Annotated in this window: 3 protein-coding genes; all 3 read right to left on the reverse strand. The window is 46.0% G+C overall.

From position 1 onward, the window contains the following. Window positions 1–3 precede the first annotated feature (3 nt). The 3 genes from AC6CIF_RS31470 to AC6CIF_RS31480 are packed head-to-tail and all read right to left on the reverse strand — an operon-like array spanning window position 4 to window position 16,894. Window positions 4–6,696 carry a beta-ketoacyl synthase N-terminal-like domain-containing protein gene (locus tag AC6CIF_RS31470; RefSeq protein ID WP_498202703.1) on the reverse strand — a complete coding sequence of 2,231 codons (6,693 nt, stop codon included), beginning with the start codon at window positions 6,694–6,696 and terminating at the stop codon, window positions 4–6. 47 nt (window positions 6,697–6,743) lie between these two features. Beyond that, window positions 6,744–12,950 carry an SDR family NAD(P)-dependent oxidoreductase gene (locus AC6CIF_RS31475; RefSeq protein ID WP_498202704.1) on the reverse strand — a complete coding sequence of 2,069 codons (6,207 nt, stop codon included), beginning with the start codon at window positions 12,948–12,950 and terminating at the stop codon, window positions 6,744–6,746. After that, on the reverse strand, window positions 12,947–16,894 hold the full coding sequence (locus AC6CIF_RS31480; RefSeq protein ID WP_498202705.1) for a type I polyketide synthase: 3,948 nt from the start codon (window positions 16,892–16,894) through the stop codon (window positions 12,947–12,949). The genes AC6CIF_RS31475 and AC6CIF_RS31480 overlap by 4 nt, the downstream gene beginning before the upstream one ends. Between the last annotated feature and the right edge of the window lie 20 nt (window positions 16,895–16,914).

The raw sequence follows: 16,914 nt of genomic DNA on the forward strand, positions 1-16,914 counted from the left end.
CCCTTACTGCAATTTTTTCGGTGTGAAGAAAGACAGCATATGCTCAGACTTACGATAGGTTTGTCCTGAAGACGATCCGAACACCAAGTTTTTCTCCTCAACCTCATCCGGCCAAAACCGGGCTCTGTTCCAGATAATGCGATTGAAACGAGGTTCCAGTGTTGCTTTATTTGGGTCTGGTACACCTTCATTGCTGACAAGGATATGAGCATTATTTCCTCCGAGTCCAAAAGCGCTGACACCCGCACGCAACACTTTATTGGTCCAAGGTGTAAGTTCTTGAACAAGGAATAACGGACTTTCTTCAAACCGAAATCTCGGATTCGGATGCGGACAATTTAAACTGGGCGGGATCTGACCATGTACCATACTCAGCAAAACCTTGATCATGCTAACTGCCCCTGCTGCACTCAACAGATGTCCGACATTGCTTTTGACACTTCCCACACCGCAAAGATCCCCCTTTTTCATACTGATTCCCAGCACTTGGGTTAACGCTTTAAGCTCAATGGGATCTCCAATGACCGTGCCTGTTCCATGTGTTTCTACATAATTGATTGAAGCCGGATCAATATTTGCATCCTTGATGGCACGTTCGATTAACGACTGCTGAGCCTGGGGGTTCGGTGTAGTGACGCCCATTGTATGACCATCATTGTTAATCGCAGAGCCATCAATCACTCCGTAGATTTTGTCACCGTCCGTTATGGCCTGTTCCAATCGTTTCATGACGATTACTCCACAGCCCTCCCCAACCCCAATTCCATTAGCGGAGGCATCAAAGGTTTTACATTGTCCATCTGGTGACAGCACCCTTGATGCAGTCAGGGAAAGATAAGGGGTCTCGTCCAATAAAACTTCAACCCCACCGGCGATCACCAGATCTGCTTCCCCATTTTGCAAACTCCGGGCACCCAGATGGATGGCTGTTAGGGAACTGGAACAAGCGGTGTCCACGACCATGTTGGGACCTCTGAGGTTATATAAATGAGCCAAATGTGCCGTAATAAAATTTTGACCTGTGCCAATAATGGTTTGTTTGTTGTCCCGACGTATTTTGCTCATGAAATGACCTGTTCTTGCCCCTGCAAACACACCAACCTCAAGCGACTCAAGCTGACTCTTTCCATATCCTGCATCTGCAAGTGCTTCAGCGCTAACCTCAAGCCACTGCCTTTGCAAAGGGTCCAGATGAGTTGCCAGGGAATGATCCATTCCGAAAAAATCGGGATCAAACCATTCCAGCTCATCGAGAAAAGCCCCCCATTTGCTCATGCTTTTCCCGGTTTTGCCATCAGGATGGTAGTACGTTCTCCAATCCCACCGGGATGACGGAATTTCACGTATACTGTTTTTGCCTGTTTTTAGATTGTTCCAAAATTGTTCCGGGTTCACCGCATCCGGGAAATGACAGGCCATTCCAATGATGGCCACTCGGGATCGAGAACGATCTTTGGGCGGCTGGAGAATCTGTCGAGCCTCATGTCTGTTGATCTTTTCGGGAGATGTACGTGGACTTGTTGCGTATTTTTGCAGCAAAGCCCCTGTCAGTCCTGCAATCGTTGGATAGTCCAAAAAAAGACCAGGTTCCACCACAGGAATTTGAAGTTCGCGTTCCATCCGGCGTGCCAGCTGAGCAATCAAGATTGAATCCATCCCGAAATGTTCGAAGGATCGGTCCGGGTTCATTTTCTCGGGTTCAATACACAATTCCTCGGCGAATATGGAACTTAATTTCATCTGTAATATCTCGAATGTATCAGAAAAAGGAACACCACTTGTCATAGGTATTTCGGACATCGTTTCTGCTTTCACCACTCTGGAAATTCCCGATTTCCCCTCAGCGTCAATGAATTCGCTGCTCACGATTGCCGGAAGCATGACTGCACCTGGTTGAGTGATTAGTGCCCAGTCCAGCAGCTTCAATCCTTCTTCATCCGTGATGCTAAGCAGACCGGTTTCGTTATAAGCTTGACTTGGAAACTCACCCATCCCGGATTCCTTCCAGTTCGGCCATTGGATACTGATAAGTGGACTGGTATGGGCATTCGCTGCGGCATAATAATCCATGTAGGTGTTAGCCATAGCGTAATCGCTTTGTCCGACACCAAGTTTCGAAATGGCTCCAGCCACAGAAGAGAACAAGACAAAAAATTGCAAAGGATCGTGACGGAAGCATTCATAGAGTGCTACAGTGCCTAATATTTTGGGAGACAATACGTTCCGGATCGACTCCAGCGGTTTACGAATAAAGGCGGGATTTTCCATGTCGGCTATACCAGCTGCGTGAATTACTCCTCCGGCTACGCCCATCGTTGAACGTATGTGTTTTGCAGCCTCCAGAAGTTTCTCTTTATCACCTATATCAAAAGAGAGTACTTCAATCTGTACGCCCTGTTTCTCCAATTCCAGGATATCTCTTATTTTGCTGCCAATCTCTTCTTTGTCCCCGCGTCGCGCCTCCCATTCATGTCGAGATGGAAATGGGGTCTGACCGATCAGAACAAGTTTACGGACCCCGTAGTGTCGGACGGCATGCTGCGCACACAGCATGCCGAGACCCCGTGTGCCCCCAGTTACCCAAAGAACATGATTGGATGAAAAAGGAAGTCGGGTTTGATTCAACTGCTGTATATTGATGTTTTCGAGTGTATCAAGATAAGCACTGTACCGCTGTCCTTCACGATAACAGACTTCCTGTTCCTTACCCGTATGAGTTAACTCCTGAACGATTTGTGCTGCGACATCAAGCTCACTGTCTGCCGGGTCCACATCGATATGCCGCGAAATAATATGTCTGTACTCACTTTGTAGTATCCTGTAGAGCCCAGCCCGTTCTGCTCCACCTAGATAAATCGATTTATTTTGGAAAGACTCCAGCCCCATAGTGACTCCAAGCAGCTTTAATTCTTTGTGACCACGGGTATCAATCATTTGTTGAAGCCTTTCTAACCAGTAGATCAGTTTGTCCAGCATCATTTCTTCTGCTTCCATCTTTCGGCCACAGCCTGACAGATCTATAAAAGCATCACAATTCATCAAAACATCGAGCAAACATCCAGAGTCCTGCTCCTCCTCACTCAGAAGCACAACCTGGCTGCCCTGTATCATTTGTGAAAGTTTATTGGCAAGCCCAACGGTTTCCAGTGTAGATCCAACCACAACTTTTCCATGCCCAGGATCAGGATTTTTAACCGCCGAATGCTTCCATTGCTTCAAAAGAAGCTTTGCTATTCTCTCCTCTTTGTTGTCAGAAGCAACATTCGATATCTCACTTTTTACATCTGTTTCAACGGACCTCGTCGCTATCCCAGACCTCACCCAATATTTTTCCCGTGCAAAAGGATACGTTGGCAGAGGTATTCTTTTATACTTTTCTGTCAAATAAATCCGGTTATAATCCAATTCATACCCTTGTACATACAGTTCTGCAATAGTATGCAGGTTTTCAACATATCGCGAATCATCTAATGATTCGGTAGCTATTTGTTGGATACATTCATTGCCAAAACGTCGAAGAACGGATTGCTCTTGGGAAGGCTGGCCTGATAAATCCGTCGTATAGATCTGTGATGAGCCTCCGGTTTCAAGCCATTGTTCCAAAATGGAGGCCAGATCGTCCGAATGCTGGACTACACACGCTGCTCGATGCTCCAAATGCCTTCTCCCCGTCATCAAAGTAAAGCTTGCACTAGCAAAATCAAGCAGGCCAGCCACTTTCCCGTAATGTTGCACCATTCGTCTCACTTGTTCCCTTAACTGTCCTGTCGATTGTGCAGACCACACCAATAGATAACCCGGTTTATGTATTAAAGGAGACAACTCTCCGGGAGGCTCCTCAATGGCAAGGTGAGCATTGGTTCCACTAAAGCCAAATGAGCTTACAAGAGCAGCCCTTTTTTGTCCGGGGGGTGTATGCCATGGAATTAATTGAGTATTGACATAGAATGGACTTTTCGAAAAATCAATATCGGGATTCGCTTTGGAATAATGAATGGATGGCGGAATCTGTTGATGTTTCAAGGCCAATAATAATTTGATCACACCGGCTATGCCGGCTGCTGCAATCGAATGTCCCATATTGGACTTGATCGAACCTAGTGCAGCATATTGTGAACGACTTGTATACTTCCGGAAACTTCGATTCAGCGCATCGAATTCAATGGGATCACCCAACTTCGTTCCAGTACCATGTGCTTCAACCAATTGGATCTGATCCGGATTAACACCGAACTGGTCGTATAACTGGCGTTCCAGTCTTTCCTGCGAAGCTCTACTAGGGGCTGTGATACCATTGGTACTCCCATCCTGATTGATACAGCTGCCTTTGATGATCCCGTGTACATGATCGCCATCTTGGATGGCATCCTCCAGCCGTTTGAGCAACACGGCCCCAACACCCTCACCCGGTACAAAACCGTCTGCACGTTCATCAAAGCTATGACACCTTCCAGCAGGGGACAACATGCCCGCCCGACTAGCAGAATTATAAAAATCAGGCGTGGATTGCACAAACACTCCACCTGCCAGAGCAAGCTCCACTTCCCCTGACCATAGAGCTTGACAAGCCAGATGAATGGCAACCAACGAACTAGAACATGCGGTATCCACTGCGATTGCTGGCCCCTGTAAATTCAGAAAATAGGATACCCGGGCAGGTACGATGGATGCAGCATTACCCCAAAAAGCTTGTGCAGGTGCCTGTTCACCGATCAACTTCTCATAGTCTCCTCCGCAATATCCGGTGTAGACTCCGCATTTGCGGCCATGAATCAGTTCCCCTGCATATCCAGCGTGTTCAAGGGTTTTCCACGATTCCTCCAGAAACAATCGCTGCTGCGGGTCCATATGCATTGCTTCAACATTGGAGATTTTGAAAAACAAGGGGTCAAAACAGTCGCTATCTTCCAAAAAAGCTCCATGATTATTTTCCGTTTTCTCTAAGGATGATCCTGTCTGTTCCGAAGTCCACCGCGCCCCACGCTGAATCAAGTCATGACCTGCGGCCAAATGCTCCCATAATTCATCCACATTATCCGATTGCGGGAATCTGCCGCTGTAGCCAATGATCGCAATATCCTTGTGTCTGTTGTTGGAACCGGGGGATGTTATACCGCCATCGGAATGACTCTCCATGGCATCATCCAACGTGAACTCTCGCTCTTCACTAATCCGTTCAGTTCGTTGAACGTCGGGCTTCTCGGCACTGCAACCTCCATGAAACTCCATTTGTTGTTCTGGCTCCAGCGGTTTCTCCTGATACATAGGGGCAATATACTGTGCAAGCTGGTTGACACAAGGAAAATCAAAAATATCGGTGGTGAACAGCTCCGTTCCCAATCGTTCATTAATCGAATGAATTAATCGAACACCCGTTATGGAGTCAACCCCATAATCGGAAAAAGCCTCCTCATGGTCGATAAGCTGTGCCTCAACTTTCAAAGATTCGCATAGTGTCCGAACAAGCACTTCCTTTATGTACTTCAGTTTTTCTTCGGATGAACGTGAACTCTCCAATTCAGGTAACCGGATTTCTGACGGTTTTTCCTGCATATTCTGCGAATTACGGCTCGTTTGACTTTGGACCTGATGTTTTACCGTTTGCTCATGTTTCAAGGTTTGCTGACGTACCACGCCATTGCTTGTCCCCATTATCACTTGCTGGCCCTTGAATTCGTCAGTGTGAGCCAGTAACTGAACTTCCCCGAACCCCTCGGATAACAATACGTTTTTCCAAGTTTCCTGTTCAAGCAAAGGTCCTCCAGAAATACGCAGAGCAGGGTCCACATAGCTCCACCACCCATCCAATAACCCAAACGTAAGGTGATTCATAAGCGTATTTTCGGTAATTTCATTAATCAAAAAGACACCCTTACAACGGAGCAATGCCTTAACATTCCTTAAGGCAAGGCGAATATTAGGAGCAGCATGCATGACATTAGTTGCTATCGCTATATCATAGGTCCCCGCTTGCAAAGATTGGGTGGACACCGGTTTGGACAAATCAAACGTTCCGTATGTAAGGTACGGATAACGCGGGCCATATACCTTTTGGGCATGACTTAAAAAAGCCTGGGAAAGATCCGTATAACAGTATTCCAGAATATGGGGATAAAAATCATTCAGACGGTTAAAAACCGCCTGGCTCGTGCCTCCTGTTCCAGCTCCGATCTCCACAATGCGAATATGTGCACTCGGCTCCCGCACAAGTTGCTGTTTTATAATAGCTGCAACCCGATCTGCCAAAACGGCATTGAAATAATCGGCAGCAGGATTGTTCATGTAAATGTTCTCCACCAGATGCATGGAACTATTCGGAAAAATAATGTCGGTTGCGGACTTCTGACCAGTCAAAATGTCCGGCAGTGCTCGGAGCGTGGCATCCAGCAGTGGAATGTAGGAAGATACATTTGGATCGGATAGCCACAGCAATTTTTTCCTATCCCATTCTTTCCATGCATGAGCCAGGTCCGTATCGTTGGTCTGAATCAAGGGATTTACAGCGTCAGTAGAGGTGCAATAACCGTATTTTCGCAAATAAAGGAAACTCTCCCGCCACCATCTTTCGTAACGCTCGATCAATGAATCAGGTATTTCTGCTACAGCTGCATCTTCACCCCGGAAATTGCTCAAAAGTCCTGCAGCATGCAGTCTGCCCCATAATAATTGACCCAACAACTCTTTCAGTTCTGTCATTACACGTTCCCCCCACCGTCTGATAATCCCCGCTCTTCAGACCCCTGTTATATAACCTGAGACGGTACAGCCCCCTGATAGACCATAATGGATTCTTCTTCATCTAAGATCTGTATATCTACCAAAGACTGTTTCTTTATCAATGCAATCTGATCCAGCACACCATTCATCAGTACATCTAGAGCCTCCATCGCTTCAGGAGCTTCGATTGAACCTTGTCCTGCTTTCGCCATGCGTGTCTTATAATATTCAGAACGTACCGAACCCACACTTCCCCAATATCCCCAGTTCATCACTTTGATAGGAAAATCACAGCACTGTCTCAAAAATTGGGCAAATACATCTTTGAACGTACAGCCGGCTACGTAATTCGCCTGCCCGGCCGAATTCAAAAAGGAATTCATGGACGAAAAAAAGAGTACAAAGTCAGGCGACTCTCCGATACACGCTTTGGCTATATTGATGCTGATGTCTACCTTGGTGGAATAAGCTTTCCGAAAAGAAGCTTCGTCCATATATTCCAGACTGCGATCCTCCAACACGATGGCAGAATGAATAAAACCATGAATGGCTTGATGATTTCGCCTAATATTTATACATGCCTGACGCATTGCTTCCGAATCCGTTGCATTAACAGCCATGTAACAGGGCGCGGGGCCAAGCTCGCCCAGCCTTTGCAATTTCGCTTGAATATCAGCATCCAGCTCCCTTCTTCCCAGCCAGATGATCTGGGCTTTGTAATGCCGGATCATATATTCACTCCATGCCTCTCCGATTCCGCCTGCTCCTCCAATAACAACGTATACACCCCCATGGCGATAGGAATGAGACTGCCCGGAACTCACAGGAGAATATGTAACGGGCACAAGTTGTTGACGAAACCATTCGCCTTGTCGGTTTACATATGGGAATCCATAGGAATCAGCAGAAACCGAAAACAATTCGTACATATTCTTATCATTCAACTGATCCAAATCCACCTGTCTAACCTTCCATCCGGGTCGTTCTTTGCACAGTACTCCTATAAGACCATGTATCCCGGCATGAGTGGGATCAACCGAATCAAGTGTATGAATGGCGTTTGCCCGCATTGTGATTACAGTCCATTCCATGCTCCGATTCCCATATCCATTCTGAAGAAGTGCCTTAATCAGTCTGTAAAGAAGAAACACGCCATCTTCCTGAGCCTCAACCATTCCCTTGACATCAGGCGAGCTTCCAGCGGTTATCGGAGATATCCACACCATATGACGAAGGTTCATGATTAGGTTTAGTTGTTCAGAGATCCGCATGATCGAATCCTGTGGATTCAAAACGATCATCTCGGCATGTGGCAGGTGTTTGAGCAGCTGGGTCAAGTACGAGCTCTTCGTACCTATCAAGCATATTTCTCCCGGGAGATCGTTGAGTACACGTTCATGTTCATACAAGCCGATTGTCTGCTCTTTCCATACAGGGGCCAACATTTGTAACTCGTAAGTCTCCATCCCTTTAGTCTCTTCGAGGCCAGAAGCTTTCGGCTCAGATCTTCTAAAACGCATTGCCCTAATAGATACTCGTACATCACCCTCAACATTAAACAAATCCATGTCATATTCGGTATCTGCGTGTACAACGGCGCTGCCACTCTCCTGACGTACTCGGACATGAGCCCACATCTCGGCTTCGCAGGAGCCAAATATTTGAATTTGCTGTATGGAGAAGGGCAACAAAGACGTATCTTGCTGCTCCTCCTGAATTTTTCCCGAAGCACTGGACCAGATCCCGATGGCGGCCTGAAAAGCATTATCCAGAAGACCTGGATGAAGGGTACCCTCCTGAAATCCAGCGATAATATTCGAAGGCAGAGCAATTCTGGCCAATGCCTGATCATGACCCACTGATACAGATTTCAGACCCTGGAAGTCTGGACCATACCGCATGCCTCTTGCTGAAAAAAAGGAATAACATTGCTCTGAAGTGAGATTTTCCAGATTACAGCTGCTCAGGATGGTCTCCACTTCGCTAGTCTTGCGTACTCCACGCTTGGTAATCACAGCAGTCCCCTGGCTAAAAACTATGGTCTCTGTCTCATCCCCCTGGGACTCACTTGGAGATTGAACGGTCACCTCAATATCTCCATTAGAGGATGGAATAAGAAGGATTCGAAGCCTTCCCATACCTTGTTGAGCTACAACAGGTTTGAGCCATATCAGCTTTTGGAGGTTGATTTGTTCATCCTCTCTGGGTTGAGCAGCCATCATGACAGCGGCTCTGATCAATTCAATATGAGCTGAGGCAGGCAATACGTTATATCCGTTTATTTCGTGATCCTGAAAAAAGGATTCTTGTCCAGTAAATGCAAATTCGTAGCTGTATGCGCGAAAATCCGATCTATTTTCCAGCTTCATCATGAATCTGTTGTCCACTCCCGACCGATGAATCTCTTGGCTTTCTATCCGTTTGACTGGATTAGGAAGCCAGTGCCGTGTCTCTGCAAACGGATAAGTCGGGATGGAAATTTTCCGTTTCCGTTCTCTTTTATCCATTGAAGACCAATCAATCCGGTTGCCAGTTACCCAGAGCTGAGCAAGTTTATGGAGCTCTGCTTCAACCATGAAATCCTGATCTGTGGAAGGCTGATGGTAAGCTATAGCCTGTTCATCTTGTGAGGGCTTGCGCTTGGTTACGCTCCCTTGCCAACATCGAGATAGATCTGCCTGACCTGCAACAAACCGCTCAAGCATTTCCGCGGCATCCGTGATGCTCGAACTCACCAATGCAAGCCTTTCCTCCATCTCTTCCCTGCCCGTTTGCATCGTAAATGCAACATCAGCTAGGGTAATCTCATCCGTTTGACTCAGAAATTCAACGAGTCGCCTCGCATATGCTTTCAATCGATCCCTGTTCTTTGCAGAAACGATGAGTAACTGGGGGCGATTGGATATATTTTGGGAACTATTGTGCTTGGTCACATATTCTCGGATGACGATATGAGCATTGACACCTCCAAAGCCAAATGAACTTACGCCCGCACTTCTTGGGACAGTGTCATGTTTGCGATTCCACGTCTGTCCTTCCTTTACGATATAAAATGGACTGTTCTTCAACTGGATGTACGGGTTAACTTCATTTAACTGCAGATTTGGCAGCAATCGGTTATGCTTCATACTGAGTAACACATTTAGTACTCCCGCTACTCCTGCTGCTGCCTCCAGGTGCCCAATATACGTTTTTATAGTTCCCACTGCACAGTGCGGAACAGTGGAATCCGGGGATGAGCCGCTCTGCGTGCCATGCAACTCATCCCAGTTTTGAACCAGCTGAGAGAATGCTTTTTTTAGCGCATTTATCTCGATCGGATCACCCAATGGCGTCCCCGTACCATGTGCTTCAATATAATCTGCTGTCCTCGGATCAATTCCGGATCTGGACCACGCTTCAACAATGAGTTCTGCCTGTGCGTTAGGATTTGGAGACGTCAAAGTGTTGGCATGTCCCCCATGATTTATAGCCGTTGCCTGAATTACTCCATAGATATGGTCTCCATCCGCTTCCGCTTTGGACAATGGTTTGAGTAGCAATGCCCCACTACCCTCACCACGAACGTACCCATCAGCACCTTGATCAAAGGTTTTACAGCGACCATCCACACTGAGCATACCTGCCTGATTAAAGGCAATCATCAGCTGTGGACTTGCGATAACACTGATGCCTCCTGCAACTGCCAGTTCACATTCTCCGTTGTGTATCGACTCCACTGCCCGATGAATGGCGACCAGCGAACCGGAACAGGCTGTATCCACAGGCTCACTGGGTCCATGCAGATTTAGAAGATATGAAATTCGGTTAGCCAGAATGGAATGAAATATGCCCAAAGCTGTATGTGCCTCGGTAGGAATGCCTGATTGATGCATCAAATCATAATAATCTGAACTAACCACCCCAACAAACATGCCTGTTTTACTCCCGGACAAATCGGATGGCCTGTAACCAGCATCTTCAATGGCTTCCCATACGGTTTGCAAATAAATGCGCTGTCTCGGGTCCATCAACCCAGCTTCATGAGGCGAAATTCCAAAAAACGAAGCATCAAATTGATCAATGGCTTTCATAAATCCGCCCCATTTGATGTTGGTTTTATTAACTTCCTTTATTGGATCCCCATAATATTGATGCCAATCCCAGCGTTCAGGGGGGATTTCGGAAATAAAGGTTTTTCCGGAAACCAAGTTCTCCCATAGTTCATCCATACTCTCGGATTGAGGCATATGAGCGCCTATTCCAATAATGGCAATGGGTTCTTTATTGCTCCTATGGACATCGACAGGCTCACTTGAGTTCTCATTTGTTTCATCATCACTGACCGTATGTGAAGTCTGCATTACGGGTTCATCGTGTCCCCCACTCATTCCATGATATCGGGCAATGTCTTCGCCATAAGCTCCGATCAGGTAGGTTGCAAAGGTCCTTAAAGTCGCATATTCAAACACAACAGGAGGCGTCAGATCAATGTTATACGTTGCGTTGATTCGATTGACAAAATCAGTCGTCGAAATGGAATCAAATCCATAGTCGCTCTTATCCGCATCCAGATCCAGTTCCTGTATGTCAACACTAAGAATCTTTGAGGATATGGTCAAAATGACCTCTGAAACCCTTTCTAGTAGAACTTCTTCATTTATGCTGTTCTGCAACAACACATCCTTTTTCGACGGGTCCACATCCGCAAACGATGTTTTCTCGTGTACCTTCTGAAATTTGACCGCATCTCCGCCAACAATTACCAGCTGATTTTCCTTACAATGGAGAGCATCTTCAAAAGCCTGTATGGCATGTTCGCTGGATATCGATGAAATCCCGAGCGTATTCTCCAAAAAAAGGCGATGAGTTGGATCTACTCCCATCCCCGCTTCCGACCATAGAGGCCAATTCAGGGAAATCGTCTGACCAGAACGTAACCCCTCTTTGTTCAAACGATCCCGTTGACGGCAAAAACCGTCCATAAAGCCATTGGCAAAGGCATAGTCACATTGTCCAGCGTTGCCCAGAACGGACATGACGGAAGAGCAAACGATGAAAAAGTCCAACTGTTCATGACAAGAAGCTTCGTCCAGCCAAACCGTTCCGTATACTTTAGGAGCGATAACAGCATCCATGTCTACTTTATTTTTGGATTGAAGCGTTGAGTCTCTCAATACACCAGCGCAATGAATCACACCATGAATGCCTCTAAATCTGGCTTTGCACTCACGGATGAGATTAAAAGTGGACTCACGTTCCGATACATCCACCGGGATATACACTATTTCAGCTCCAAACTTCCCTAGATCATGCAATTGTTGTTCCTGATCCCTACTCAGCATGGAGCGTCCAGATAAAACAATGACACGAGCGGATTGGGCAAGCAAGGAGGCAAACTTTAGACCGATGCCGCCCATCCCACCTGTGATCAAATACACGCCTTCTTTGTTCCACTCCACTTGTGAATATTCTCTTTTCGGCAGCGATACCAATCTTTTTACATAACGCCGATTGTCCCGATAACGAACCTCCACCGCTTGGTCCCGAGCTTCCAGCTCCTGTTTGATGAGTTGGAACATATCGATTGGTTCATTTCCCATGTCCAATGTACGGCATGTCCATTGCGGGTGTTCCCATTTCACACTGCGCATGAAACTGCTTACAGCTTCATTTGCCGGTTCTTCTTTACGATCGCTGGAATAAGCATATAAAAGATGTACTTTCTTTTTGTCAGCACATTTCGCTAGCCATTGGCATGTATAAAATAAAGCGTACACGCCCTGGGCAAGCTGTTTACTCAGCAGCGTCCCTCCATCTTCAGAAAGCACGGCACCACTCCATCCATGAACGACAGTATCAGGAATCCACTGTAATTCGGACAGTCGGTTGAATAAACGCTCGTAATCCTCTTCATGTTCCGGACGGACTACGAATGTACCAGCATCCTGCTCGATGAATTGACTTCCTTGTAACACACGAATGATGGAAGCACTCTCATCCCATTGCCCCATGTTTTCTTCACCAGTAACAAATAACAGAAGTCTCTCACTTTTGAAAACAGTACGTTGAAGGTCTTGAATTTCCCAGGATGGATACAGATACGTATTCTGCTGTATGTTTTTTTCATTGGAAGCCGAATTATCATGCCGCTCTATTTCCTGTATAAGCTGGTAGGCTATCTCTGATGAGAGACGTCGTCCCTTCACCATTTCAAGAATCTGATCCAGTGATAACATCTGATCTTTTCTCATCGTTCCTCCATATAAGTTAAGACATCAATGGGTTCAACCTCTCCGGCTTCCAATCTTTGCAAAAGTGTTTTCAGTGAGTCCTTCGCATGGCGCTTTTTGTCCTGAACCTGTCTTACCGTAAAATCACGCATCTCCATGCATATTTGTTCCTGTTCATCAAGCAAGACAATATCAAACTTGAACGCTTTTCCCCCTTGTGTACTCTGCTGCCTAACATACACACTCCCCTTATCGGGAAGCCGATTCCACCATTTGACGGTACCTATAGAATAGGGCATACAAAGACTAGAGCTTACCTTTTGGACAAGTAACATCGCTGTCTGCAAAGCACTGTCCATCGTTACAGGATGAAGCGTATATGCATGTGACTGTTCATCACAAGGGAGTGGGAACGCAAAGCTGGCAATAGCCTCACCTTCACTCACCCAACAATCCGTTATGGATTGAAAGGACGGACCGTAGACGAGAAGACTCTTTTCAAGTGTACGATATACTCCTGGAACAGGGTCACCACACCTTCTTCTAATCGCATCCATATCACGTTTAACTTCGTATTCAGTGCCTTGTCGCAAGGCTTGTTTATTGCCTTCTGTTTTTATTTCATACAACGTTCCTTGCCCGTGAATTCGTCTGGAGTTTGAATCATCGCCGGTCCATACGTGAAATTGAACTTTTTCCTCAGCTCTCGACAAAGAGATATTTACTTCAACAGGATGCTCCATAACCGTCAGGGGTCTTGACCACACCACTTCACCAAAACCAGTAACCTCCTGGATTCCTGCCTTCTGCGCAGCAGCCAATGCCATTTCCAAATAAGCCACACCTGGTAAAGTCCGTTTACCATCGATGATATGATCATTCAGAAAAAATTCTTTGCCAGTAAACAGTGTTTGGTACTTGAATTCATCCAAGGTTGAGTTATTCCAGCCAATCATCGGGTGCAAAGCTGGATCTATCCCCTTCCCCTGTGGACGCGGAAGCTTATGTACATCCATAACCGATTGATTAGCCAGGGTATTGTTATTGTCATGTAATCGATGTATTACAGACTCGAAACGCTGAGTCGGCAAAGCACACTTGTTAAATGTTCCTGAAGGGAACCATAGGTCCCACCTCACATTCACGCCATGGAGCCATAATTGATCGAGGATATTCCAGACGTCATATCCCGCTTCATCCTCTTTTAAAGCAAGTTTCAGCGTATCAGGCGCGGCCGATTGAACTACTCCGATGTCGATGATCTTGATGTCTGACGAAATTTTTTCCAGATCAACTTGGCTTTCTTGTGTTTGATGCAGCCATTGCTCAACATTTCCAATTTCGGGCAGGTTATCGTTTCGGTCATGTAATGGGTTTTCGTTTTGATCCGTATGCATCTGTTGCTGTTTCAGGTTCATGAATTGGGCAATCGCCTTATAATCCGCATTGGAATCCAAAACAAGCTGGGCGACCATTTCAGGAAGTAAGATGTGATCGTCCATCAGATCCAATATTTGTTCGAATCGTGGATCGGGCTCAGTCATTATCGTCAAATCCCATTTGCGATTCAACCTCCGCAGTGAATGAGCCACAGCCGTAACGATAATGAACAACTGTTGAGTGGAAAGCTCCGTAAACATCAAGACATCAACAGGCTTCCCAAGCAACTCCTCCAAATTCCAATCGTCCCCACTTACTTTACCTAGAAGATTCGACCATTCATCTATATACTTTCTGAAGGTGAACTGATGAGAGATGAGTGATTGACCCTTAGTTAGATAATATTGAACCCGTTCGTGATCACTGACCATTGGATATTCCAATCGATCATCTTGTCTGTTCCCAGAGCCCACACTTTCAACTAGTGTGCCACCCAACAAGTGACGAAGATAGGCCTCGTTAAAAGAAACCGGATACAAAATGTCTTGCAGTATTGGATCATAATAGGGAATACACGGACGATGAAGTTTAATGATGTCAGCTTCATTTCCCCCTGCAAGCCTCGAAAGAATTTGTTCTGGCACAATCATCTGGTTTACCCCAAGAACTGCCCACATTCCTGTACGTTCCCCTGTCATCCATTCCACTTTTAAGCCCGCATCAAGTAAACATCGAAGAACGGCATATCCCGCAATGAACTGACAGCAAGGAATTGTCTCTTTCCCCCATGGTTCATTGTAGAACATGTTCCGATAGTGATCGGCAAGTGGACGATCACTATCGGCAATTTGATTCAGTAAGGATTGGATGATGTCCTCCACATACGGTAAGTCACGGGTTAACACGCTAAATTGCTCATAATTTATATAGGAAAAGTAACCTACTCTGATTGCCCACTTTTGCTGCTTTGGCATGAAAGGATGACTTGATTCCGAATGCAACTCTTCCTTCAACTGCTGTAAGTTGTCTACCATCACAGCATAACGATAAGGAAAAGCCACTCTTCCTGTGAGCAATGTTCCACAAATATCACGCAGCGTACATTCATCAAATTCGGGTGTGAGCGAGTATGCTCTCCACGATTCAAGCTGTTTTTCCAAATGCCATTTCGATTTGCCTGATAGCGTGAACAGCTGAGAACGGGCGGCGACGGCATTCTTCTGTTTGTTCGAGGGTGCAGTGCACCACTGTTCAATCACCAGATGTGCGTTGACTCCACCAAAACCGAAAGAGCTTATGCCCGCTCTTAAAGGTAAACCTTCGCCAGCACTGTTCCAATCAGTTAGAGCCCCTGCCACTTCAAAAGGAGTATTCTTAAAATCTATGATCGGATTAGGATCGTTAAAATGAAGGTTGGCAGGTATTTTGCCATGTTTCATCATCATGATCACTTTCACAATACCAGCCATGCCTGCAGCACTCTCCAAGTGGCCAATATTGGTTTTTACCGAGCCAATCCGACAGAATTGGGTTCGGGAAGTATAGGCAGCAAATGCATTTTTAAGCGCTTCAATTTCAATCGGATCTCCCAATGACGTTCCCGTTCCATGTGCCTCAATATACGTGACCATTTCCGGGGAAATATCTGCATCCTGATAAGCAGCCAAGATGACGTCTTGTTGTGCCTTCATGCTCGGAGCAGTTATGGATGCGCTTCTTCCACCATGATTGCAGGCAGATCCTTTGATAATCCCGTAGATATGATTACCTTCCGCTAAAGCATCTTCAAGCCTTTGGAGCAATAACACGCCTGCTCCATCCCCTGGTACATAACCATTGGCTTCCTTATCAAAGGTTTTACAACGTCCATCCGGACTTAACATTCTTGACTTGGAAAATGAAATAAACTTCCAGGGATGCAAATTTAGATTTACACATGCAGCTAAGGCGTAATTGCACTCATTTCGTTGCAGGGCTTGTTTGGCTTCATGCACGGCTACTAATGAAGATGCACAAGCTGCATTTACCGATATACTCGCGCCCTTGAGGTCCATAACGTAAGAAATTCGATTGGCAAGAATACTTTCATAATTTCCAAGACAAGCGTAGCTATCTATCTCCAATTCGGGAAGGCACGCCATTTGGCGGTGATCTACCGTCATTACTCCGGCATAAACGGAAGTGATCTGATTCTGTAACCTTTGAAGCGAAATCCCGGAATCCTCTATGCATTGCCAGGATACTTCAAGCATCATTCGTTGCTGAGGATCCATATTTTTGGCCTCTCGGGGAGAGATACTGAAAAAGCGGTGATCAAAAGAATACACATCATCCAGCAGACCGCACCATTTACCAATGCTCTTATTCGGGGCGTCAATATCTCGAGAATAGAACTTCGATACATCCCATCGATCTGGAGGAATCTCCTTGACAGAATCCACTCCATTCGCAAGATTATCCCAAAACGTCGTATAATGATCAGCCTGCGGAAACCTACATGCCATACCAACAATTGCAATATCTGTAAGTCGAAATTCTGGATCAATATCAGATGTTGGCTCCATGTTCTTCTTTTGTCGCATCATCACACCCCCTGTCCCTAACA

The sequence above is a fragment of the Paenibacillus sp. GQ49 genome (assembly GCF_059759055.1).